At 66.6% G+C, this 21,047-nt stretch carries 25 protein-coding genes and 1 tRNA gene; 8 read left to right on the top strand and 18 right to left on the bottom strand.

All coding sequences use genetic code 11. The features are described 5' to 3' along the window. From NVU01S_RS25125 to NVU01S_RS25070, 12 genes are all read right to left on the bottom strand, one after another. The gene (locus NVU01S_RS25125; RefSeq protein WP_052281254.1) at positions 1-708 is read right to left on the bottom strand and encodes a hypothetical protein; all 708 of its coding nucleotides are present in this window, start codon (positions 706-708) and stop codon (positions 1-3) included. A gap of 1 nt (position 709) precedes the next feature. Beyond that, a complete protein-coding gene (locus tag NVU01S_RS25120) occupies positions 710-2,815 on the bottom strand; it encodes a hypothetical protein (protein WP_063048166.1) in 2,106 nt (701 codons plus the stop codon). Beyond that, positions 2,808-3,188 (bottom strand): hypothetical protein, encoded by a 381-nt coding sequence (locus NVU01S_RS25115; RefSeq protein ID WP_043679820.1) that lies wholly within the window; start codon positions 3,186-3,188, stop codon positions 2,808-2,810. The genes NVU01S_RS25120 and NVU01S_RS25115 overlap by 8 nt, the downstream gene beginning before the upstream one ends. A 10-nt stretch (positions 3,189-3,198) precedes the next feature. After that, on the bottom strand, positions 3,199-3,819 hold the full coding sequence (locus NVU01S_RS25110; protein ID WP_156161909.1) for a hypothetical protein: 621 nt from the start codon (positions 3,817-3,819) through the stop codon (positions 3,199-3,201). Positions 3,820-3,841: 22 nt separating this feature from the next. Then, positions 3,842-4,480 (bottom strand): hypothetical protein, encoded by a 639-nt coding sequence (locus tag NVU01S_RS25105; RefSeq protein WP_043679826.1) that lies wholly within the window; start codon positions 4,478-4,480, stop codon positions 3,842-3,844. A gap of 33 nt (positions 4,481-4,513) precedes the next feature. Continuing rightward, the gene (locus tag NVU01S_RS25100) at positions 4,514-6,514 is read right to left on the bottom strand and encodes a type IV secretory system conjugative DNA transfer family protein (protein ID WP_156161910.1); all 2,001 of its coding nucleotides are present in this window, start codon (positions 6,512-6,514) and stop codon (positions 4,514-4,516) included. Next, complete coding sequence (locus tag NVU01S_RS25095) at positions 6,511-7,617, bottom strand: hypothetical protein (RefSeq protein WP_043679832.1); 1,107 nt, start codon at positions 7,615-7,617, stop codon at positions 6,511-6,513. The genes NVU01S_RS25100 and NVU01S_RS25095 overlap by 4 nt, the downstream gene beginning before the upstream one ends. Then, positions 7,614-8,015 carry an RRQRL motif-containing zinc-binding protein gene (locus NVU01S_RS25090; RefSeq protein WP_052281255.1) on the bottom strand — a complete coding sequence of 134 codons (402 nt, stop codon included), beginning with the start codon at positions 8,013-8,015 and terminating at the stop codon, positions 7,614-7,616. The genes NVU01S_RS25095 and NVU01S_RS25090 overlap by 4 nt, the downstream gene beginning before the upstream one ends. Next, on the bottom strand, positions 8,012-8,326 hold the full coding sequence (locus NVU01S_RS25085; protein WP_043679836.1) for a hypothetical protein: 315 nt from the start codon (positions 8,324-8,326) through the stop codon (positions 8,012-8,014). The genes NVU01S_RS25090 and NVU01S_RS25085 overlap by 4 nt, the downstream gene beginning before the upstream one ends. Beyond that, positions 8,323-8,658, bottom strand: a complete 336-nt coding sequence (locus NVU01S_RS25080; RefSeq protein WP_043679839.1) for a hypothetical protein — start codon at positions 8,656-8,658, stop codon at positions 8,323-8,325. Before NVU01S_RS25080 ends, NVU01S_RS25085 begins: the two co-directional genes overlap by 4 nt. After that, positions 8,655-9,149: a hypothetical protein gene (locus NVU01S_RS25075; protein WP_156161911.1), complete on the bottom strand. Its 495-nt coding sequence runs from the start codon at positions 9,147-9,149 to the stop codon at positions 8,655-8,657. The genes NVU01S_RS25080 and NVU01S_RS25075 overlap by 4 nt, the downstream gene beginning before the upstream one ends. Before the next feature lie 145 nt (positions 9,150-9,294). Next, positions 9,295-9,570, bottom strand: a complete 276-nt coding sequence (locus tag NVU01S_RS25070) for a hypothetical protein (RefSeq protein WP_244467500.1) — start codon at positions 9,568-9,570, stop codon at positions 9,295-9,297. A 503-nt stretch (positions 9,571-10,073) separates the two neighbouring features. Here NVU01S_RS25070 and NVU01S_RS25065 point away from each other — a divergent pair. The 4 genes from NVU01S_RS25065 to NVU01S_RS25050 are packed head-to-tail and all read left to right on the top strand — an operon-like array spanning position 10,074 to position 12,893. Next, positions 10,074-10,862: a GntR family transcriptional regulator gene (locus tag NVU01S_RS25065; protein ID WP_052281256.1), complete on the top strand. Its 789-nt coding sequence runs from the start codon at positions 10,074-10,076 to the stop codon at positions 10,860-10,862. Beyond that, positions 10,859-11,899 carry an asparagine synthase-related protein gene (locus NVU01S_RS25060; protein WP_043679846.1) on the top strand — a complete coding sequence of 347 codons (1,041 nt, stop codon included), beginning with the start codon at positions 10,859-10,861 and terminating at the stop codon, positions 11,897-11,899. Before NVU01S_RS25065 ends, NVU01S_RS25060 begins: the two co-directional genes overlap by 4 nt. After that, complete coding sequence (locus tag NVU01S_RS25055) at positions 11,887-12,147, top strand: hypothetical protein (protein WP_043679850.1); 261 nt, start codon at positions 11,887-11,889, stop codon at positions 12,145-12,147. Before NVU01S_RS25060 ends, NVU01S_RS25055 begins: the two co-directional genes overlap by 13 nt. Beyond that, the gene (locus NVU01S_RS25050; RefSeq protein WP_043679853.1) at positions 12,144-12,893 is read left to right on the top strand and encodes a pyrimidine reductase family protein; all 750 of its coding nucleotides are present in this window, start codon (positions 12,144-12,146) and stop codon (positions 12,891-12,893) included. The genes NVU01S_RS25055 and NVU01S_RS25050 overlap by 4 nt, the downstream gene beginning before the upstream one ends. A 42-nt stretch (positions 12,894-12,935) precedes the next feature. Here NVU01S_RS25050 and NVU01S_RS25045 read toward each other — a convergent pair whose 3' ends face one another. The 5 genes from NVU01S_RS25045 to NVU01S_RS25020 all read right to left on the bottom strand — a co-directional run bounded on the left by NVU01S_RS25045 (position 12,936) and on the right by NVU01S_RS25020 (position 16,329). Next, a complete protein-coding gene (locus tag NVU01S_RS25045; protein ID WP_063776060.1) occupies positions 12,936-13,445 on the bottom strand; it encodes a hypothetical protein in 510 nt (169 codons plus the stop codon). A gap of 378 nt (positions 13,446-13,823) precedes the next feature. Next, positions 13,824-14,795: a tyrosine-type recombinase/integrase gene (locus NVU01S_RS25035; protein ID WP_052281258.1), complete on the bottom strand. Its 972-nt coding sequence runs from the start codon at positions 14,793-14,795 to the stop codon at positions 13,824-13,826. Between the two features lie 94 nt (positions 14,796-14,889). Further along, positions 14,890-14,961 (bottom strand) — tRNA-Thr (locus NVU01S_RS25030). 121 nt (positions 14,962-15,082) lie between these two features. Then, positions 15,083-15,325: an MbtH family protein gene (locus NVU01S_RS25025; RefSeq protein WP_011207082.1), complete on the bottom strand. Its 243-nt coding sequence runs from the start codon at positions 15,323-15,325 to the stop codon at positions 15,083-15,085. 170 nt (positions 15,326-15,495) lie between these two features. After that, positions 15,496-16,329 (bottom strand): alpha/beta fold hydrolase, encoded by an 834-nt coding sequence (locus NVU01S_RS25020; RefSeq protein ID WP_043679860.1) that lies wholly within the window; start codon positions 16,327-16,329, stop codon positions 15,496-15,498. A 165-nt stretch (positions 16,330-16,494) separates the two neighbouring features. Here NVU01S_RS25020 and NVU01S_RS44290 point away from each other — a divergent pair, with 165 nt between their 5' ends. The 4 genes from NVU01S_RS44290 (at position 16,495) to NVU01S_RS25000 (ending at position 20,580) form a co-directional block, all read left to right on the top strand. After that, entirely contained in the window at positions 16,495-16,665 is a 171-nt protein-coding gene (locus tag NVU01S_RS44290; RefSeq protein ID WP_014981427.1) for a hypothetical protein, read from the top strand. Between the two features lie 91 nt (positions 16,666-16,756). Beyond that, on the top strand, positions 16,757-18,310 hold the full coding sequence (locus NVU01S_RS25010) for an alpha,alpha-trehalose-phosphate synthase (UDP-forming) (protein ID WP_052281259.1): 1,554 nt from the start codon (positions 16,757-16,759) through the stop codon (positions 18,308-18,310). 69 nt (positions 18,311-18,379) lie between these two features. Further along, the gene (locus NVU01S_RS25005) at positions 18,380-19,117 is read left to right on the top strand and encodes a response regulator transcription factor (RefSeq protein ID WP_043679863.1); all 738 of its coding nucleotides are present in this window, start codon (positions 18,380-18,382) and stop codon (positions 19,115-19,117) included. Continuing rightward, positions 19,114-20,580, top strand: a complete 1,467-nt coding sequence (locus tag NVU01S_RS25000) for a sensor histidine kinase (RefSeq protein ID WP_052281260.1) — start codon at positions 19,114-19,116, stop codon at positions 20,578-20,580. The genes NVU01S_RS25005 and NVU01S_RS25000 overlap by 4 nt, the downstream gene beginning before the upstream one ends. Here NVU01S_RS25000 and NVU01S_RS24995 read toward each other — a convergent pair. Continuing rightward, on the bottom strand, positions 20,567-21,046 hold the full coding sequence (locus NVU01S_RS24995) for an Rv1363c family protein (protein ID WP_052281261.1): 480 nt from the start codon (positions 21,044-21,046) through the stop codon (positions 20,567-20,569). The genes NVU01S_RS25000 and NVU01S_RS24995 overlap by 14 nt on opposite strands. Position 21,047 lies beyond the last annotated feature (1 nt).

Below are 21,047 nucleotides of genomic sequence, written 5' to 3'. Positions count from 1 at the left end.
TCAGCGTCCTCTCTGAACGGGCATGCGGTTCAACCGGGCCAGTGGTGAGGGACGCCCGGCCGGGGTGGCGCGCACGGCCTCCCAGTCGATGCCGGGGTGTTCGGCGATCACGTCCAGGTCCGCCGCCCGAAACAGGGCGACATTCGGGGCGTCGCGCCGCCGCTGCCAGCGCGAATGACCGTGTTTGATCGGTTCGAGCAGCTTCGCGTCGACGACGTGCCGCAGATCGGCTGGCCGAACCCGAAGGTGCGCGGCGGCCTGGTCGAGGGTGAACAACCGGCCCCTCCGCTGCGCCGTTTCGAGCGCGGCGGTGTCGTCGAAACGTTCCAGCGCCAACCCCGAGTACAGGACGTGGCCCTTGTACTCGCCGACGACCGGGATCACCCCGGACCTGCCCAGTTCTTCGACCGTGTCCGGGTCGACCTCGCGGCCGAAGGTGCCCGAGAGCGCTTGAGCGGCCCGGACCGCACCCACATCGTCGAGGCTGCCGACCTCGGCGCGGATCTGTTCAACCCGCCCGGCCGTCGCAGCGACGGTCTCGTGCGACCAGCGCGCCGGCCGTGACGGTGTCCCGGCGTCGGCGGCAGGCACAGCACCCGCCCGTACGGCGCGATCGAACACCCCCGCGGTCATGCCCAGCGCGACCGCGAACTGGGTCCGACTCCAAAACCGGCGCCCCTGCTCCGACGATGGCTGTGTGTGCTCCATGTCAACGGCTCCGTTCGATCCCGTTGCGGGACTGGCCGTTACGCTCCGGGCCACTGCCCCCGCCCGCGAGCCGCTGGCGGGTGTTCTCGGCGTGGGTGTTGAGCCAGTCGCGAGCGAATTCCTGCATCTTGGTCTCGTCGTAGACATCGCCGTGGGCCTTGACGAAGTCCGCCGACATCTGCTCAGCGACCGCCCACCCGTACTTCTCCCGCGCCGCCGCATCCGGGTCCGCCGCGGCACTCTCACCGGCCGTCTCACCGCTCGCCGCGGTCCCATCGCGGGTGGTGGCGGGTTCAGGGGTCCAGCGTTCGGTGTTGCCGAGCTTGTCGAACGCGACGCGCGCTTTACTGCCGTAACGCTCCTGGGCTGGGGTGCGCTGGGCAAGTTTGGCGACGGCTTCGTCGCGTTCACGCCGGTACCGGTCCCGTTCCGCGGCAACAGCATCCACGTTCGGCCGGTCGCGCAGTTGACCGATTTCGGCGGCCAGACGCTGGTTGCGGTTCTTCAGTGACTCGATCTGCGATTCGGCGTTGCTGAGCGTGCGGCGGATCTCGTCGCGGTCGGCGGTGACCGCGTCCAGGCCGCGCTGCAGGGTCTCGACGCGGGAGCTGAGCCGGTCGCGGTCGGCGGCCATGGCGGTGAGCTGCCGTTCGACCTCGGCGAGCCGGGAATCGTCGACGCCGGCGTCGGGCGGCTCGGTGGAGCGTGCCCGCTCCGGAGTGCTTCGGCGCTGGTGCTGGTCGCGCAGTGCGTCGATCTCGTCGGCCACCATGCCTTTCGGGCCTTGGGCACGGAACACCGGGTCGTGGTCGCTGCGGTCGCCGTCGTAGATGCCGATCTCCACGTCAGTGCCCGGCTCCGACCGGATCGCGTCGAGTTGACGGCGGGTCCAGTCCGCGCATTCGGCCTCGCTGACATGACCGCGGCTTTCGTGTACCGGCCGGTCCGCGCCTTCGGGGAAGTAGCTCAGTTGCGCGGTGTAGCGGTGCCAGCGCTGCCGGACCTCTTCCAGGACGTCGCTGGGGCTGCCCGCCGCGACATGCGCGGGCTGAACCGCATCCTTGTCCCACAGCGTCGCCGACACCCGGGTGCGCGGCTCGATCTCCGCGGACTTAACGGTGTCGTGCACCCACCGCGCCGCGTCTCCGCGCTCGTCGTGGAACCCGCGTCGCACCGAGACCTGATCGGCGGCCAGGTCACCCGGCGCGTGATAGCGCACGACACTGGTCCACCGGCGACCCTCCGCGGCCTGTGCTGCCGCGTCACGGCGGGCCGCCCGGTCCCGGGCGCCGGTGTAGTCGAGCAGGTTCTCCGCGACCTCGCGGGGCTCCCCGTAATCGCGGTACCGCGCCGCCTCGTCGGCGGTGTCGCTGATAGTCAGCTCGACCGTGGTGTCCGACATCCAGTCCGAGCGTGCGACAGTGTCGCCGACCCACTCCGCGGCCCCGTCTACGGTCCTGGCCGAGCCGAACTCACTCCACACCCACCCCCGCGGATCCGACCACGTCATCTGCACCGCATACCGCTCCGGTCGCTGTGCGCCCGCCCGATCACGGACCTGATCGTGGTTGTGGCCGGTCTGCCGGTCGGCGGTGTCGAGGCTGGTCTTCGTCCGGTGGACTTGCGCCCGGTAGTGAAGGGCGTCAATGCCTTTCACCTTGTGGGCGCGGTCGAACAACCGGCCCGTGCGCAGGTGCGGGAACGTCGTGACCGCATCCAGGCCGTCCAGGGCGATACCTTGCTCGGTCGGGGTCAGGCGCGGGTTGGCGATGATCTTCGAGCGCAGGAAGTCGCCGTGTTCGGCCAGGATCCTCGAATCCTGGTAGCGGCGCTGGTGATCGACGGTCGGGTCGGTCGCGCGCTGCGCGACGGTCTGGGCGTGCACGCGGTAGCGGTCGACCATCTGCTGGGTCCAATCCAGCTGATGGCTACGCTTCGTTTCCTCGGTGCGGCGCTGCTCGCGCAACGCCAGGCTGATCTGTTTGCGGATGCGGCGCTTGTCCAGCCAGTTCCCGGCCTGGGCGTACAGGCGCAGCATCTGCTGAAACGAGCGACCGAACTTGATCGCCTCAGCGAACAGTTCGTCTTCAGGGCTACGGTCAGACATTGGCTGTGTTCCTTTCTGGGGTAACGGATTTCGGGCCTCGCATGGCGGACAGGGTGTGTTCTGCCGCGGAGTCGGTGAGCTTCAACCGGCTCGCGTGAGCGTGGGCTTCACCCAGCTCCCCGGCCGCGCACAGCAGGGCGAGTTCGGCGCAGCCGAGCCAGCCGCGCACACTCGATGTCGCTTCGCCGGCCGTGATGGCGGGGCCGAGGTCGTCCACGGCCACGACGCTGGGGCGGGCTTGCAGCGCCCGGAATCGGCGGTCGAGAACGATCAGCTTGTCCCCCAACTTCGTGATCTCGTCGATGACGGCGGTGATCTCGCGCGAAAGCTTCGACGGGATCGGCAGAGTGGGTTCGTGGTGGTTGTTCGCCATGACGGGGTCCTCAGAACGGGGGTTCAGGGTCGTAGCCAAGCGCGGCGGGCCCGGAGTAGTCCGCGGCGAGATCGGCTCCCCCGGTCGTGGTCGCCGGGTCGGTGACGAACGGCGCGTGGCGGGCGGCGTTCACGCGCTGGGAGGCCAGATCCAGGCGGATCCGGTCAGCTCGGGACAGTTTCATGAGTTCGTCGAACTCGCGCCGGCGCTGGAACTCCCGATACAGCGCTTCCCGGTGCGGATACACCAGGTGGTGATCGGCGTGGCGGTAGGTGTGTTCGGCGTGCTCGATCTCGGCGACCAACTGCGTCAAGTCCAGCTCGCGCGGGTCGCCGACCGGGTCGTCGAGGTTCAGCAAGTCGGGGTTGAAGCCCGCGGCGAGTCTGGCGGCGGCCTCGGCGCGCTCCTGCTGGTCTCGTTCGACCACAAGACGGTGGCGGTCACTGTCGAGGCGGCGCTGCTCGGTCAGTTTGGCCAGCTCAGCGCGTTCGGCGGCGGTGAGCTTGTACACGGCCAGCCGCTGAGCGAGGCAGTCGTACGGGTCGTATTCGACCCACATGAACAGAGCAGCGAATGCGCCTATCCCGGCAGTGATTCCGATCGCGACGGGGCTAATAATGGTGGGGTTCATCAGGGTTGGTTCCTTTCTGGTTTCACGCCGACGGCGTGACGGGTGAGGTCCGGGTGGTTTCGTGACGGGACCGCGCCGAGCTGACGCGCTCGATCAGGCCGTGCGCGAGGGCGGCGAGGGTGGAGAGCACGACGGTGAACGCGGTGCGCATACCGCCGAATCCGGCGGCGAAGACCTGGCCGAGAGTGGGACGCAAGGCGGCGTTCCACCACAGGTAACCCAGCCAACCCGCCCCGTAGACGGCTAGCGGACCGGTCACGATCAGGGGTTCGCCCCAGCCCGCGACCACCCCGGCAGCGACCACAAAGGCGGTACCGCCGGCAGCGGTGCGCACGACCCGTCGCCGTGTGGTGCGCGCCGCGTCCACGGCATCGGCGACGGTCAACGGCTCATCCCAGTCGTCGGCCGGGTCGGGTTTGGTGGTGACCAGGCGCAGGTTGGGCCGTACCGGCCCCGGGTCCGGGGCCGCGGTGGGTGCCGGATCGTCGAGATCGATGGGTTCGTCGGTGCTGGCGCTGGCGCGCGCGAGGTACTCGGCGAACTCCGCGGCGAGGATGTCGCGGATGGGTGTCGGTTCGCTCGGCTCACCCGGACGGGCCGGTGTGTGGCCCTCGTCGGGGTCGTCGTCATTGTGGCGGTGGGGTTCGGGAATGTTACGCATGTGGTTGCCTTCCAACAGATTTCGGATAGTTGTTCAGGCGACGGCGGTGTCGCCGGGGACGCGTGGTGTGCCCGCGGGTTCACCGGCGGTGCCGGTACCGGGCAGCGGGGTCAGTTCGGGTTTGTTGACCTGCACGGCGTGGGTCCAGTCGGCGCGGCGGGCGCGGGCGTAGACGAATTCGCCGGTATCGAGCTGGCGCAGTACGTCGGGGTCGACGAGCCATTTCTCCCCGACCGAGACCTGGCCTTCGTCGCCGTGGCGCTGGCCCTTGATCAGATGCCGCGACGGGAGCATCGACCGCACCGAACCCACGTGCTTGCACAGGTCGCCGGCGTTCTCGCTGTAGCCCAGGATCACCCCGCCCGCACAGGATTTGAGCAGCCGGTTCAGGCTCCACTCATCCGGCGCGAGTCCTTCCTGGGACTGGGCGGTCACCAGCAACGCGACGCCTTGGGAGCGGCCCCGCTCACACACATCGGTGAGCCCGATCGCACCCTTGGCCGTGGTCAGGGCGGAGAGTTCGTCGATGATCAGCGACACCGACCGCCGCTGATCCTTCGCGGTGCGCCCGGCACGCTGCATCGCCATCCGCAGAATCGCGGCGACCTGGGCGCGGGCGGCGTCCTTGTCCAAACCCGGGACGGTCACATACAGCACGTCGAGGTCGTCGAGATCTTTACCGCCGTCGAACACGGTCTGGCCGGACTGGTCCTGAAGCAACTCGAACAAGTTGGATGCTTTGATCAGTGCGTCGTCGAGCTGAGGGACCTTCTCCTCCTGCATCGCAGCGAGCATTCGTTTGACGTTCGGGTCCCCGCCCCAGGCGTCGAGGAGCACGTCGGTGTGCAGGCGGGCCACGAATTCGGCGAACGAGCGCGGCGGCCCGATCGGCGCCATGCACACCAGCGACACGATGCGACGGCGCATCTCGTCGAAATGCTGGCCCTCACTGGTGGTGGCTTCCCCGGCGCTGAGCAGATCCCCCACCGCGGCACGCAGATCCCGCGCCGGGGTGCCCTCCCACATCTCGAGCCGGTCTCCGCCCGGGACCACGATCGCGATCCGGTCCGGTTCGATCCCCAACCGTGCTGCGATATCGCGGATCTCACGACCAAGCTCGACATCATCGAGCCCGCCCTTGCACGAGATGATCACCGACAGCGGACGCCGGTACTTGTGCCGCATGGCGGGTACGTCTTTCCAGCGCTGCCACGCAGTCCATTCGTAGGTGAGCAGCCCGGCGAAATAGCGTTTGATCCCCTCGGTCTTGCCCGAACCGGTCGACCCGACCCACGCCACATGCCGGCGCGCGGCACGGTGCGGGATCACCATCCACTGCTCATGGCGTGCGGTCAGGCTCCGCCACAACCCTGGTGTCTTCGACGTGGTGGTCTTGGCCAGCGGGCCGAGCACGATCCCCTCGCTGGTGGTGTAGGGGGCGCCGTTCTGGGCGGTCTTGGCGGCGCGGGCGAACTGGCGCGCCAGCATGGCTTCGCTGACGCGTTCGGTGCGGCCGAGGTTCTTCAACCCGACCGTGGCAACCTTGTGCACGAACCGCGCCTGCACATACGTTGCGGTCAACGCCGCGAACGGCACACCGAGCGCGAGCATCATCCGCACCCCGGACCAATCCCCGTCAGCGACGCGTTCGGCACCGGACCACAACAGCGACAACGGGGTCGACCAGGAGCCACCCGCCACCGCCGACGAGGCCGGCAGCAGCAACGCCGCGATGGCGAAGTTCCGCAGCCGGTGCACGGTCAACGGCCAATACGTCGCGACCGCGACGATCAGCAGCAGCATCACCATGAGCACCAGCCCGGCGGCCGCGCCGGTCCCGGCGTGGTCGACGGCAACACTGAAGTCCGGGAGGTCGATTCCGTCGAGTTGCTTGATCGGGGGTTTGACCGGGTGCACCTCGATGGGCGGCGCCTGCTCCACCGGACTCGGCGGTGCGGGTGGTGGTGGGGCTGCGGTTCCGAGGGGATCGCAGTCGGTGGGAGTGAGAATGTTGACGCAGTTCTGGTTGCTCATGACGCTTCCCGAGAAGTGAGGTGGATGATGGTGCGGCGGCGGCGATTCGAGCTCGCGGCTTTGGCGGCTTCGCGGCGCGCGCCGTAGTCGGTGAGGAACTTGCGCCACCGCTCGTCGAAATCGCGGACCAGCAGATCCAGGTCCAGCCCGTCGCCGAATTCGCTGGCGGGCAGCCGGTCGTAGGCGGCGTTGACGTTGTCGATCACCGCCGCGGTCCGGCACAGATACAGCACCCCGACCATCGACTCCTCGGTCGCATCGCGGGCGGCCCGGATCGCGCCCTTCAAGGCGATGTCCATGTGCTCGGGGTCCTTCTTCGACAACTCGACCTCCAGGGCCCACCAGCCGTAGGTGCCTTCCACCACCCCGAGGAACCGGCCGTCGTGCACGTGCGGGTGACCTAGGATCGGAGTCCGGCCCGAAGAGATCTGCGGCTCAGCCGATTTCGATCGGCCGTTGGTGCCGGCGGTCTTGCCGATGCGGTGCCGCAGCACCCGCTCGGGCACCCACAACGCGCGGTCGGCGCCGACCAACATCACCCGCGCTTGCGCCACGGCCCGGTAGTGCTCGGCCAGCCCCAGCGGCGGGCGCCAGTCGGCAGGACGCCAGCCCAGGTAGCGGGCCGCGGTGATCCGGGTGGGAACCACCCATTTCTCTCCGGCCTGGACCTCTTCGAGGTCGTGAATGGAGCCTTCGTCGTGCAGCTGCTTGGCCAGGCTGTAGACGTGGTTGCGTTCCATCCCGAGGAACCAGCCCAGCACGTCGAGCTGCATCCCGTGCATGTCCGAGATCGCCGCTTTCGCCTGCGTTTTGCGTGGTGTCGGCCGAGACGATTTCTTGTCCCGCAACAGGTCCTGCACGCTCGTGCGCGGCAACCCGACCCGGCGGGCGATCTCGTGCTGACTCACCTGACGGCCCGCCAACGCCCGGATCTCGCCCAGGGTTGCCTCGACCCGTCGTGCCCGGATGTTGAGGGTGCGGGCGATCTCCTGATAACCCATCCCCCTCGCGCGCAGACCGGTGATGATCTGGTCCGCGTACTCCAACTCCAGCCCGGCGTACCGGTTCGGCCGCGCCACGGCCCGGGTGTTGTTGTGGTTCATCGGCTTCGCTCCCTTCCACTACGCGGGGTGGGGCGGGCGGCACGCTGGGCGGCGATATCGGCCCGGGCTTGCTCGATGACCTCGCGCATATCGGAGGCGTCGATCCCGCGCCGCTCACACGCATCCACCGACCGCGTCCACCGGGCCAGCCGCAACGCCTCCAACTGCGCATCGCTCGGAACCCGTTTCGGCACAGCCGAATCCGCGTCATACAGGTACGCCTTCAGCGGCCCCCGCGACCCGCCGCGTGCACGCAGCACCTGGCCCTCGGACTCACCACCCGGCCGCCGGCCATCCGCGGCCAGCTGACGACGCGTGCGCAAATGCTGCGGGGCCAAACCCCACGGCCACGTCGGCAACCCGTGCCGGGCGCCGTCCGGATCGAGGAACCCGCTCATCGCGACCGCCCGATCCCCCGCGAACGCCGCCGCGAAACCTCCTCGACCGCCGCAGTGATCTCATCGACAGGCGCCGTGCGCGCCGCGATGTCGATATAGCGGTCGAAGACCTCTTTCACCTCACCGCCGACCGCAGCCCGGGCGGACTTGATCTGGGCGAGCTTGGCGATCTCACCGGTCGAATCAGCGAAGTTCTTGCGCTCAATCGACGCCCACGCCGCCGCGTCGATGTCATCGAACAGATCCCGGATCTCGGCGACCCGCTGATAGTCCGCCCACAACCGGCCCGCATCATCGGCCGGCGCGGTCATCGCGTCACCCCCGGCAGCTGCGAGGCCGGAACACACGAACCCGGCTTCTCCTGCGGCACACCCGCATTCACGGATCGGCAGACGTTCGGCGAGGGCGTGTACTGCTTGTAGTCCACCCACGCCGCCGTGCACGCGCCCATCGCGACCAACAACAGCACCGCGAACGCGGCCAACCGCAACGCCGGCGGCAGCAGACCGAGCGGGGCATACACCGCACCCGCACCGGTGAACTCCGGGCCCGCCATCGAATGCAACGGCGTATGAGCCCGACCCCGGTCGACATAGACGGTGTGCACCTGCTGCGGCGAGGCATCACGCCAATCGCCGTTCACCGCGACCGCCCCCGATCAACCCCCGGCCGATCAGCCAGCTCACGCGTACGAGCACGAGCGAACTCCGACGACACCGGAACCAGTGCGCCGCTACGACTCCGGGCACTATCACCACTCCGGCGAAAACCACTCGAACCCGGGCCGTCGACCGACTCAACGACCGCTTCCCGCACGACGGGCTGCGCCTGCTGCGGGTACTCCCGGATACAGGCCGCGCTTTCGCGCGCCGACGCCAGCCAACAACTTCCAGCGGTGTCCTCGATCGCATATCCCAATCGAGCGACTGCCGACTCGATGTTCACTTCCCCGAACTGAGACCGTTCACCGGCCGGCGCCGGATAACGATCGAACCGGTCGGCGTACGGCTCCAACGCCTGGTATTGCGCCTGCAACACCTGGATCCGCTCGCGCAACCGCTGCTGCTCACCGATGATTGCGTCCAGCTCTTCCAGCAGAACTACCGGATCATGGACAGGCTCGTTCGCGTTCATCGCCGAACCCCCCACCGACGACTCGACCGCCACAACGCAACCGCGCCGAGCACCATCAACGTGAACCCGACAACCGCCGGATTCGTCAGGATCAGGGAGCCGATCGCTACTGCGGCCACAGCCAGGCCGAACGTCCGGGCGCGCATCACTGTTCACCGCCCTTGCGCCGGCCTTCGCAGCGGCGACGACGGTTCTGCGCAGACTTGAGCGCCATGCGCGTGTAGTGCGCCTTCTTTGCCTGTTCGACGCGGTAGGCGCGCTCCTCGGGGCTCAAGAGTCCGTCCGGATCGACAGCTCGCTCGAACTTGCTCAGCACCGCGCTACGAGCCTTCGCCGTTCGTGCCGCACGGTCAGCTGTGCACGCCCACGACTCGTGCGCCGCGATCTTGGCCTGCAATGTCCGCTCAACCGGGGTGCTCATGCCGCACCGCCCGCCTCAACAGGCCGAACTAGGTTGGCAACCTCGGCCGCACTGACATACAGCGGGCCTGAAGGACGGCGCCGGTACGCCGTGAGCATGCTGCGCGCGATCCAGCGGCGAACCGTTGCCGGATGGACGTCACCAACTCGGGCCGCTTCCTGGAGTTTGACCAGATCCGGCGGAAAAGAGACATCTAGGGTCGCGCCGGACGAGGCGCAGGCTCTGCTTACACACTGTTTGCTGCCCGACGCGTCAGGACGTGCGGGATTTACACTGGGCATGCTTCAGGGCTCCGATCTCTGAAGTCGAAAGATTGCTGAAGCGGCTGGAACCGCTTTGGTGAGTACTGCTCCCCCGGCAGCTGGAACTGCCGGGGGAGTTTTGCGTTCGTGGGCTAGATCAACCCGGACACGTGGCCGGTTTCACCTCCTAGTTTCAGTGTTCTAGCATACTATAACAATGGTTCGCTGGCTTAGGCTAGAGATTCGAGAGGAGAAGATCGATTGACCATCAATGAGGCGTCCGGAGTCAGGCCCTATCGGCAGGTAGCCGCCACGCTGCGCGAGGAGATCGCCAACGGTAAGTACGCAACGGGACAACGAATCCCGTCGGCGCGGGAGCTCGCCGAGCTTTTCGGCGTCGCGCTGGCCACCGCTGTCAAAGCAGTAGACGAGCTCCGCGACGAGGGGTTAATCGAGACCCGGCGTGGCACGGGCTCGTTTGTGCGTACGAGACCCGAACTCTTCCGGCGGGGCGCAGCTCGATACCAACGGAACCCCACCGGGCTAGCTCCGAACATGGAAGAGGCCATTCTCGGTGGCTGGCACGACAAGGTCATCGACAAGCGCTGGCGCGAAGCTGCGTCGGATTCGATTGCTGCGCGCCTGCACATTGAACCCGGCGCCCCCGTCACAGTGGCCGAGTACGTATGGGTCGTTGACGGGGTTCCGGTCCAGGTCGGCACCCAATATGAGCCCCTAGCCCTTACAGCAGGCACACCGATTGAAGAGCCGGTAGACGGCACAAGAGGCAATCCCGGCGTGATCGCACGGTTCGATTCCATCGGGCTTTACGTCGATCGAGTCGAGGAAGAAACCCGAGCTAGGATGCCCACGGCCAAGGAGAGTGAGATCTTGCATCTTGGCTCGGGTACACCAATCCTCTTCGTCACACGGACACACTGGGCGGGCGAAACCCCCGTCGAAACTGCGGACATCGCCATCCGTGCCGATCGCATGGTCATCACGGCGACTCACCACGTACCGCTCGATCCCGAGGGAGCGCAAGTATGACGGCATCCGACTTCGCCGAGCAGACGGGCGAATCCCTGCAGTATGTTGCAGACCTGCAAGACATTGCCGCTACGAATCCTGGACTCCGGCAGTTGGCGGATCCCGCAAAGGCGGCCGAGCTTATCGCTGAGGAGACTTGCTCTCGTCTTGACGCAATCTTTCGGGCTCAGCCAGGTGAACCCGTCGTACTTCTCTCCGGTGGCGTGGACTCCATCCTGGTAGCGGCGGCGGCCGTGAGCATTGGCGCCCGACCGCGGGCGATTACGGTAATCGCCGAAGGCGGCACCGACAGAACGAATGCCACGGCTGCCGCCACCGCACTCGGTCTCCGCCACGACGTGGTGGAACTCGACCAGCACGCGACAGTCAGCCTCGCGCAGGACGCCGTTCGCCGCCTTGGGCTCCCTGAGCTGTGGGAGGTCTCCTACGCGATTCCGCTGCTTTCGATGCTTCCGACCCTGAATCGAATCGACACAGTCGGGCCGATCCTCACTGGAAGTGGAGCGGACGCGATCATCGCTGGCGGACGCGAGCTCCATCACCCCGTGAACTCTGCCGAAGCCGCTGTCGAACTTGATCAGATAGTGCGTGCTGAGTCGGCGAACAACTTCGTATATCAGCGTCTCGTCCCCGACTTCTATCCGCGAGTCCTGGGCCGTTACGCGGACCAGCTCGTCCATGTCTTCCAGACTGTCCGATTTTGGACCGTCGCTGAAACCCTCGGACCTTCAGCGCTTTTCGGAGACCACGACGGAGAGCCGGTAGACAAATTGTGCCTTCGGATGGCCTGCGAAACATTGCTGCCCACCGGCGCCGGCGCGCTCGCGTGGGCCAAGAAGTCGGCTATTCAGCGGTCAGCCGGAATCATGGGTTCCCTGTCGGATGCAGCACGTAGGTACGCAGCGTCCTTGCCTGGTGCGCGCACCTACACCGACCCAATGACCGAGCCGTTTGAAGCCGTCGCAACCCGGCTCTTCTTGGCGATTCTTAGCGACACTGACAACCCCGGACAGGAGCTCTCAGCATGGACCTCGTGACGGAATTCGTCGCCGACTACACACTTCGAACGGACAGTCGATCGTGGGCAGAAGCACGCGACAACTGGCACCGAATCGCACTTCAAGCGTGGCTTGATGCGGCGCATGAGCGCGGCATCGACGGAATCACTGTTCGCGAACTCTGCGAGGATTCCAGCTACAAGGTGGCCGTTATCGAAGTGGGTGGACGCGAGTACACGGTGCAGAACTTGGGGCGCGGCATGGAAGTGCAGGCGAAACTGAGGTGACCGAGGGACCAAAGCTCGTCAAGGCGTCGGACCTAACTAATGACGAGCTGCTTGAGCTGTACGCACCTCACCCAGAAACCTCAGGCCCCTGGGTCCGAGCCAACTTCGTAGTGAGCGTGGACGGCGCGATCGCGACCAACGGATCGTCCGGTGGGCTGACCTCTCCGCTCGATCAGTACGTCCTGAAGCTGCTCCGCGATCTCTCCGACGTAGTCCTCGTTGGCGCCAACACGATACGCGCCGAGGACTACATCGGCATCAGAACGACCGACGAACGGCGGCAATGGCGGATCGCCCGTGGCCGACCTCCCGTACCTCCGATTGCAGTGGTCAGCGGTAGCGCGAACATCGACCCGCGTTCTCGGCTTCTGACAAATACGGAGGTACCGCCCATCATCCTCACGACTACCACCGCGCCCGCCGAAGCAAAGGCCGATCTCGCGGCGGCGGGCGCCGAGGTGATTGAACTCGGCTCGGGCGCAATCGAAGCCGCGGCCATCATCCATACCCTTGCCGAACGTGGCCTGCGAGAGATCGTATGCGAAGGCGGTGCATTGCTAACCGGACAACTGGTTGCGGATCACTACCTGAACGAGCTGTGTATCACCACGGCCCCAACCGTCCTCGGTGGCACTTCCGCCAGAATGACGTATTCGCCGCAAGGCACGGCGACGGCTATGACCTGTCAGCACATCGTCTTCGATGCCGATGGTGCCCAGCTCGCACGCTGGGTCCGGTCCACCTGAGCACCTCCCGACTTCGATCACAACGACAAGTTCGGCGGCAACCTACTGCGTAGGCCGGATCGCGATCCCGTGTCTGGCCGGCCGTCGAATCCCCAAGTCCTCACGGGCCGCCTCATGCAACAGATTCAGCGCGTCGACGACTTGCCCGCCTCCCAGGTCGTGCTGCCCAGGTGTCGACGTTCCCTCCACAGACATTCGTTTCGACTCAAGTACAACCTGATTCGCTGCAGCAGCAGCCTCCTTGACCGCCGGATCTCCTAATAGCACCACCCGTTCGAACACCGTCGAGCGGCGATTGTCCGCAGCCTCCAGCTCCGAGCGCACCAGCGGCAGCTCCGCCCACTGCTCCTCACGAGCTTGTGAATGCCGCTGAGCTGCACGCAACATATCCTTCACACACGACGCAAACTCGGCGTACGCGTCAAGTTTATTCTCGTCCCATCGGGTAGAGAGCAGCCTTTTGAACCTCGCTCGCTCGGCCATAGTTGCACCTGCATACGTCGCCAGCGACCCCAGGACAACGCCGATCATTGGCACCAGCTGCTCGAGCATGATCAAAAGGTACACAACGACTTTGGGTGCCGGCTCGATGTCAGCGATACTCGAAAGAGATGCAGCGACGGCTACACGCGTCGACGAATCGAGCCACGACGCCGTTCGGCAGTGTCCGAATCCGACAACTTGCGATCGAATCGGGTATTAGTCGACCATGCGAAGCGACGACGGCACCTTCAAGCTCGGTCAACAGTGGCGTTGCGCAAGCTGCGGACGGATCGAGACGGTCAGCTGGGACGACGAGCTCCGACGCATGGCTGGCTTGCCAGATATTCGCATCTCGCAGGACGGCGTATCCACACTGCTGTGCGATGACTGCTCATTCGATTCGTGCTGAGGATCGGCGGTTCACCCTCATCAGTCAGATGAGAGGACTCAGGACCCGTCACGAGGAACAGCGCGGTCAGCCGACATAATGCGGTCGTAGGTGCGCCGTGCACGCGCATTACGCGCGCTGGCGCCGTACCTGGCCAGCATCTGCGGTGATGTCCAGCCGTTGAGTTCCATAAGGTCGCCTTCACCGCCGCCGTTGTCGAGCCAGGTGTGCGAGAAGTGGTGCCTGAACTTGTGCGGGTTGACGGCTACTCCGCAGTCCTCGCCGCGGCGGACGATCATCTGGTAGATGCCGTTGGCCGTCATCGGCGGCCGGTTGTTGATGCCAAGCCAGAGTTTGGGGCTCTCGGCGTGGGTGTGTTTCGACCGGAGACGCACGTACCGGTCGATCGCCCGTGCAGCCTCGAAGCCGAACTTACAGCGACGTTCCTTGCCGCCCTTCCCGCGGACCACCAGCTCGCGGCGATCGAGGTCGATATCGCTTCGGTCGGGCGCGTCCGGCACATAGTTGATGCCGGCCATCTCGAACAGCCGGATGCCGGTTGCCTTGAACAGCTCGATGATCGCTTGGTCTCGCCGGTCGACGAATGTTTTGCCGTTGCACGTGCGCGACAGGGCCGACAGCTCGTTCTCGGTGAAGACGGGGACGACCGTCTCCTTGATCTTCGGCGGCTTCATCTTCGCCATCGGGTTCGGTAGCTCTTCTTCGTCCGCGTACCACTTGAAGAACTGCTGTAGGGCCCGATACTGGTTGTTCGCGTAGCTGTCCGAGTAGCGGTCGAGCAGCCAGACCATCCAAGCCTTGACGTCGTCTGCGGCCACTTGGGCCCAGTCTGTGTGATCGGCCTCACCGCACAGGTGCTGGCCGGCGAACCACTGCACTGCCTCGACGTACGTGTTGACGGTCTTCTGAGACTTGCCTTCGGCGTTGAGGTGGAGTCTGAACGACCGGATCTCCGGCGCGAACGGGCCCGCGTCGAGGTTCCGCGACTGCCTGTTCCGGGCGACGGTCATACCTACCAAACTAACAGTTTAGTGGTGTTCGAGCACTGTGCTCCGCCTAAACAAAATCCCTGACCTGCCGTTCCAGCAGGTCAGGGATGGTTTGAGCCCCCTGTCAGGATTGAACTGACGACCTTTCGCTTACAAGGCGAGTGCTCTACCACTGAGCTAAGGAGGCGGGGTCCGCTCGAAAGCGGTTGCCATCATAACCGGGCACGCCGACTGCGTGACACCGGCATTACGGTGTCACGCAGACGGCGATCGATCAAATGTCCCGGCGCAGTATCAGATACCGCGGATCAGGACTGGGCGCCCTGGCGGGCCGCATCGTCGGCGGCCATCGCGTCACGCAGGCTCTTCGGACGCATATCCGTCCAGTTCTTCTCGACGTACTCGACACAGGCGGCCCGGCTGTCCTCACCGAACACAACACGCCATCCGGCCGGGACCTCCGCGAAGGCGGGCCACAGGGAGTGCTGCTCTTCGTCGTTGACCAGGACGAAGAAGCGGCCGTCTTCGTCATCGAAGGGGTTGGTGCTCAATTTCACCTCACTGGATACTGGCGCTATGTACGGGACCGCTCGTGGTTCACCCGGCACAGGCCCGATGAACCGAGGTTCCACGGACGTCCGCACCGTTAGAGTCCCGAGCGTAGTTTCGACCCTAGCAAGGCAGACGTTACGCCTGGGCGGTTACCTCTGGCGGCGAGAACTCAGCTCGCGAAAAAATCAAGCAGGATCTTGTTGACCGTTTCCGGCTGTTCCAGGTAGCCGAAATGGCCCGCATCGGGCACTTCCTGGTAGCGCGCACCGGGAATCACCTCGGCAATCTCCCTGGACAGGTAGGGCGGGATCATCCGGTCGTCGGCGAAGCCGACGGACAGGCAGGGCACGGTGATCGCGCGATAGGCCTGCACCCGTTCGAAGTCGTGATCCATCCGGCGCTGGGCGCGGATGCCCGGCGTCACCGGACCGCCGGTGAACTCGAACAGGTCGAGCCAGTCGCGGGCCGAGTTCGGTTCGGCCATGGTCGCGGGCGAGAGGTTCATCACCGCGGTCACCGCGGCCTCATATTTCGCCGGCAGCTCGACGCCGCTGGCGTCGAGTTCGTGTTCGCCGAGCGAGAGGGTCTTCTGGAACTGGTCGAGCCGCCCGTGGCCGGCCATGAAGACGGCCTTGCGCACGAGTTCGGGCCGGGCCAACGCCAATTCCTGGGCCACCCGCGCGCCCATCGAGGTGCCGACGACCAGCGCCGGGCCCTCGTCTAGCAGCTCGATCAGCCCGGCGGTGTCGGCGACCAGCTGGTCGATCGTCATACCGTCGGCCGCCTCGTAGGAGGGTGCGATGCCGCGGTTGTCGAAGGTGCACACCCGGTAGCCGGCGGCGACCAGTGCGGGCACCTGGTGCAGTTCCCACACCCGCCCGGGGCTTCCGGTGCCCATGATCATGACCACAAGCGGCCCCGACCCCTTGACATCGGTACCCCGCGCACGGTCACCTTTGACCTGGTAGTTGAGGGAAATTCCGTTCACCGTGGCCAGCGGCATATCGACCCTTTCGTGGAGTTGCTGCTGTCCCCCACGGTATAGGGGCGAGCGGGGCGGCACACCCGGCCGGGGGCCGGTGTGACGCGGGTACCACCCGCTCCTGGCGGCGCCAGATACCATTGACTATTCGCACGTACGAGCGTAGTGAACCGGGAGGACTTGAAGATGGCCGCGAAGGGCAGCGCGAACGACATCGCGGACGATGATCTGGAACCACTGGCCGACGAGACCGCACGACAGGCTCAGCGCGTGGTCGCCGCCTATGCGGAGGACGCCGACGAGTGCCGGATGCTGTTGTCGATGCTCGGCATCGGCCCCAGCTCCCGGGTCGAATAACCCGTTCTTACCTTTCGACGCCAACGGCGACGTCGAGCTACCCAGATCCTGTGGGACCCAGCGACGCGCAAAGGATGCGTGAGTGGACCAGATGACTTCGTCCGACGGCTCCGAACCCGCCCTAGACACCTCCGCCGACCACCCGCAAACCCCGGTCGGCCCGGCCGAATCCGGTTCGGGCTTCGTAGTGGTGGCCAATCGGCTTCCGGTCGACCTGGAACGGCTGCCGGACGGGACGAGCCGGTGGAAACGTAGCCCCGGCGGCCTGGTCACCGCGCTGGAACCGGTGTTGCGCAACAACAAGGGCGCGTGGGTCGGCTGGGCCGGGGTGCCGGACGCGGATGTCGATCCGATCATCGAGGACGGCCTGGAACTGCATCCGGTGCCGCTGTCGGCGGAGGAGGTGGCCGACTACTACGAGGGCTTCTCCAACGGCACGCTGTGGCCGCTGTATCACGATGTGATCGTGCGACCGGTCTACGACCGCAAGTGGTGGGCCGCCTACGTCACGGTGAACCGGCGCTTCGCCGAGGCGACCGCGAAGGTGGCGGCGGAGGGTGCCACCGTCTGGGTGCAGGACTACCAGTTGCAGCTGGTGCCCAAGATGCTGCGCATGCTGCGACCCGATCTGACCATCGGTTTCTTCCTGCACATCCCGTTCCCGCCGGTCGAGCTGTTCATGCAGATGCCGTGGCGTACCGAGATCGTGGAGGGTTTGCTCGGCGCCGACCTGATCGGCTTCCATCTGCCCGGCGGCGCGCAGAACTTCCTGTATCTGGCGCGCAGGCTGGCCGGTCAGCCGACTTCGCGCGGCACCGTCGGTGTCCGCTCCAAACTCGGCGTCGTGCAGGTCGGTTTCCGCACGGTGCGGGTCGGCGCGTTCCCGATCTCGATCTCCTCCGCCGAGCTCGATGAGCATTCGCGCCGCCGGTCGATCCGCGAGCGGGGCGCGAAAATCCGTGCGGAGCTGGGCAATCCGAAGACCATCCTGCTCGGTGTCGACCGGCTGGACTACACCAAGGGCATCGATATCCGGCTCAACGCGCTGGAGGAGCTGCTGCTCGAGCAGCGGATCGATCCGGCGGAGACGGTGATGGTGCAGCTGGCCACGCCGAGCCGGGAACGGGTGGAGAGCTATATCCAGATGCGTGGCGACATCGAGCGCCAGGTCGGCCGGATCAACGGCGAGTTCGCCCGGGTCGGCTATCCGGTGGTGCACTACCTGCACCGTCCGATCCCGCGGGACGAGCTCATCGCCTTCTTCGTCGCCGCCGACGTGATGCTGGTGACGCCGCTGCGTGACGGCATGAACCTGGTCGCCAAGGAGTACGTCGCCTGTCACAGCGGGCTCAACGGCGCCCTGGTGCTGAGCGAATTCACCGGCGCGGCAGCCGAATTGCGGCAGGCCTACCTGTGCAACCCGCACGACCTGGACAGCGTGAAGGACGCGATCGTCTCCGCGATCGAGGACGACCGCGACACCAAGCGCCGCCGGATGCGCTCGCTGCGCCGTCAGGTGCTCGCCCACGACGTGGACCGCTGGGCCCGCGCCTTCCTCGAGGCCCTGGCCCAGGATCAGGTCGCGGGCAGCGCCCTGCTCTCCGACGACGACGTCTACCCGGAGGAACGCCAACCCACCCGCTGAGTTCCGTTCACAGGAATCACCCAGGTTTGGTCCAGCGACTTCGCAGGAGGATGACGGACCATGAAGCCCATGAGTGGTGCGCCTGCGGAGCAGGCACCCGAGGCGCGGGTGCTGGTGGTCGACGACGAGCCGATGATCGTCGAGCTGCTCGCGGTCAGCCTGCGCTACCAGGGCTTCGAGGTGGACACCGCGGCCGACGGCGCGCAGGCGCTGGACAAGGCGCGCACCTTCCGGCCGCAGGCGCTGATCGTCGACGTGATGATGCCGGGCATGGACGGGTTCGGCCTCTTGCGCAGGCTGCGCGCCGACGGCATCGACTCCCCCGTGCTGTTCCTGACCGCGCGCGACGAGATGCAGGACAAGATCACCGGGCTCACCCTCGGCGCCGACGACTACGTCACCAAACCGTTCAGCCTGGAGGAAGTGGTCGCGCGGCTACGGGTGATCCTGCGCCGGGCCGGGCACACCGCGCCGCAGCGGGAGAATTCGCGGCTCCGGTTCGAGGACATCGAACTGGACGACGACACGCACGAAGTGTGGAAGGCGGGCGAGCCGGTCGCGCTGTCGCCCACCGAATTCACCCTGCTGCGTTATTTCATGGTCAACGCGGGCACCGTGCTGAGCAAGCCGCGCATCCTGGATCACGTGTGGCGCTACGACTTCGGCGGTGAGGTCGGTGTGGTGGAGACCTATGTGTCGTATCTGCGCAAGAAGGTCGACACCGGTTCCGAGCGGCTCATTCACACCCTGCGTGGCGTCGGCTATGTGATGCGCGCACCGAGCCGCAGCCGGTCGGCCGGGAAATGAGCCTGGGGCGGATCGGGAGGATTCGCGCCAAGGCCACCGCCGCGCTGTCCGCGGTCCCGTTGCGGGTGACCTTGATGGTGGTGCTGGTGCTCACCGCCGGGCTCGGCCTGCTCATCTCGGGCACGGTGGTCACCTCCGGGCTCGAGCAGTCGCTGACCAACCGCACCGATCAGCAGTTACGGGAGGGCGTGATCGAATGGTCACGCCGGGCCCGGATGCCACCGCCACCGGTGCTGCCGCCGGACCCGCGGCACGCGCCGAGCCAGTTCTATGTGCATTCCACCAGCACGGACGGCCGGACGTTCTTCATCAAGGCGTTCGGTGTCGACGGCGAACCCGCGCTGCCGGAGAATCCGGCCACTGGACCGATCACCGTGGGTTCGGCGGGCGGCGGGCCGGTCCAGTGGCGCGCGCTGACATTGCGCGCCCCGGACGGCACCACCACCGTGGCGCTGCCGCTCACCCAGAACAACGACACCGTGCATCGGCTGGTCGTGCTGCAACTGGTCGTCGGGCTGACGGTGCTGTGCGCGCTGGCACTGGTCGCGTACTTCGTCATCCGGCGCAGCCTGCGCCCGCTGCGCCGGGTCGAGAGCACCGCGGCCGCCATCGCCCGCGGTGACCTGTATCGCCGAGTTCCGGTGCGCGGCACCAACACCGAGGTCGACAGCCTGTCCCGGTCGCTGAACGGCATGCTCGCGCAGATCCAGCAGGCCTTCGCCAAGACCGAGGCGTCCGAGGCGGCCGCCCGGCACTCCGAGGCGAAGATGCGCCAGTTCATCGCCGACGCCAGTCACGAATTGCGCACCCCGCTCACCACCATTCGCGGTTTCGCCGAGCTGTACCGGCAAGGCGCGACCGGCGAGCCCGACCTGTTCATGGACCGCATCGAACGGGAGTCCCAGCGGATGGGCATCCTGGTCGAAGACCTGTTGATGCTGGCCAGACTGGACGCCCAACGTCCGCTGGAACAGGGCGTGGTGGATCTGCTCGCCGTGGCCAGCGACGCCGTGCACGGCGCCCGCGCCTTGGCCGCGGCGGCCGATCCGGCGGGTCCGCGGCGGCGCATCGAACTCGAAATACAGTCCGGCGAGGGCACTCTGGAGATCGTCGGCGACGAGACCCGGCTCCGTCAGGTGCTGACCAACCTGCTCAACAACGCGCTCACGCACACGCCGGCGGAGGCGGCCGTCGCGGTCCGGCTCACCCCGACCGCCGACGACATCGTGCTGGAGGTCGCCGATACCGGCCCCGGCCTGCCACCCGAGGAGGCCGAGCACGTCTTCGAACGCTTCTACCGCACCGACGGTTCGCGCACCCGCAGCAGCGGCGGCACCGGCCTGGGCCTGTCCATCGTCCAGGCGCTGGTCACCGCGCACGGCGGCACGGTGCGGGTACAGAGCGTCGAGGGCCTCGGCACCACCTTCACGGTCCGGCTGCCGCGCGGGCTCAGACCGGCGTGACCTGGTCGACCAGCCAGCGGTCGCCGTCCTTCTGCACCGTCGCCTTGACCCGGCTGCCGGTGGTGGTGCCCTGGGGTGAATCCTTGCTCGTGGTCACCTGATTGAGGAACAGCAGCACGACCACCTCGGACTTGTCCGCGGACACGATGCCCGCCGCCTGGGTGGTGGCGTGCACCGTGAGCTGCTTCTCCTTCGCGCCGGGCGCGATCGCCTGGGTGATCAGCTTCAGATAGTCGTCGCGGAACTTCGGCGACAGGTTGTCGGCCGCCTTGGGCAGTTCCTTGTCCACCGTCTGAAAGTCGTAGGTGAACATCGCCGACACCGATCGATCGGCCGCGGCCACCGCGTCCGTGCGGGCCTGCTCCGCCCGATCGTCGTTCCAGATCCGGAATCCGTTGACGCCGAGCACGATCAGTGCCGCCACGGCGACCACACTCGCGCCCGCCAACAGGATCTTGCTGCGCATT

The sequence above is a fragment of the Nocardia vulneris genome (assembly GCF_001613425.1).
In the GTDB taxonomy this organism is placed as follows: Bacteria; Actinomycetota; Actinomycetes; order Mycobacteriales; family Mycobacteriaceae; genus Nocardia; species Nocardia vulneris.
This window is presented reverse-complemented; position numbering and strand designations above follow the sequence as displayed.

Coding starts and splice junctions, on each gene's coding strand:
- NVU01S_RS25045 (WP_063776060.1), bottom strand. CDS start 13,445: ATGCTCGAGCAGCTGGTGCCAATGATCGGCGTTGTCCTGGGGTCGCTG.
- NVU01S_RS25120 (WP_063048166.1), bottom strand. CDS start 2,815: ATGTCTGACCGTAGCCCTGAAGACGAACTGTTCGCTGAGGCGATCAAG.
- NVU01S_RS24995 (WP_052281261.1), bottom strand. CDS start 21,046: ATGCGCAGCAAGATCCTGTTGGCGGGCGCGAGTGTGGTCGCCGTGGCG.
- NVU01S_RS25000 (WP_052281260.1), top strand. CDS start 19,114: ATGAGCCTGGGGCGGATCGGGAGGATTCGCGCCAAGGCCACCGCCGCG.
- NVU01S_RS44290 (WP_014981427.1), top strand. CDS start 16,495: ATGGCCGCGAAGGGCAGCGCGAACGACATCGCGGACGATGATCTGGAA.
- NVU01S_RS25125 (WP_052281254.1), bottom strand. CDS start 708: ATGGAGCACACACAGCCATCGTCGGAGCAGGGGCGCCGGTTTTGGAGT.
- NVU01S_RS25005 (WP_043679863.1), top strand. CDS start 18,380: ATGAGTGGTGCGCCTGCGGAGCAGGCACCCGAGGCGCGGGTGCTGGTG.
- NVU01S_RS25020 (WP_043679860.1), bottom strand. CDS start 16,329: ATGCCGCTGGCCACGGTGAACGGAATTTCCCTCAACTACCAGGTCAAA.
- NVU01S_RS25060 (WP_043679846.1), top strand. CDS start 10,859: ATGACGGCATCCGACTTCGCCGAGCAGACGGGCGAATCCCTGCAGTAT.
- NVU01S_RS25070 (WP_244467500.1), bottom strand. CDS start 9,570: ATGAGCACCCCGGTTGAGCGGACATTGCAGGCCAAGATCGCGGCGCAC.
- NVU01S_RS25075 (WP_156161911.1), bottom strand. CDS start 9,149: ATGAACGCGAACGAGCCTGTCCATGATCCGGTAGTTCTGCTGGAAGAG.
- NVU01S_RS25055 (WP_043679850.1), top strand. CDS start 11,887: ATGGACCTCGTGACGGAATTCGTCGCCGACTACACACTTCGAACGGAC.
- NVU01S_RS25095 (WP_043679832.1), bottom strand. CDS start 7,617: ATGAACCACAACAACACCCGGGCCGTGGCGCGGCCGAACCGGTACGCC.
- NVU01S_RS25035 (WP_052281258.1), bottom strand. CDS start 14,795: ATGACCGTCGCCCGGAACAGGCAGTCGCGGAACCTCGACGCGGGCCCG.
- NVU01S_RS25010 (WP_052281259.1), top strand. CDS start 16,757: ATGACTTCGTCCGACGGCTCCGAACCCGCCCTAGACACCTCCGCCGAC.
- NVU01S_RS25090 (WP_052281255.1), bottom strand. CDS start 8,015: ATGAGCGGGTTCCTCGATCCGGACGGCGCCCGGCACGGGTTGCCGACG.
- NVU01S_RS25115 (WP_043679820.1), bottom strand. CDS start 3,188: ATGGCGAACAACCACCACGAACCCACTCTGCCGATCCCGTCGAAGCTT.
- NVU01S_RS25110 (WP_156161909.1), bottom strand. CDS start 3,819: ATGAACCCCACCATTATTAGCCCCGTCGCGATCGGAATCACTGCCGGG.
- NVU01S_RS25100 (WP_156161910.1), bottom strand. CDS start 6,514: ATGAGCAACCAGAACTGCGTCAACATTCTCACTCCCACCGACTGCGAT.
- NVU01S_RS25105 (WP_043679826.1), bottom strand. CDS start 4,480: ATGCGTAACATTCCCGAACCCCACCGCCACAATGACGACGACCCCGAC.
- NVU01S_RS25085 (WP_043679836.1), bottom strand. CDS start 8,326: ATGACCGCGCCGGCCGATGATGCGGGCCGGTTGTGGGCGGACTATCAG.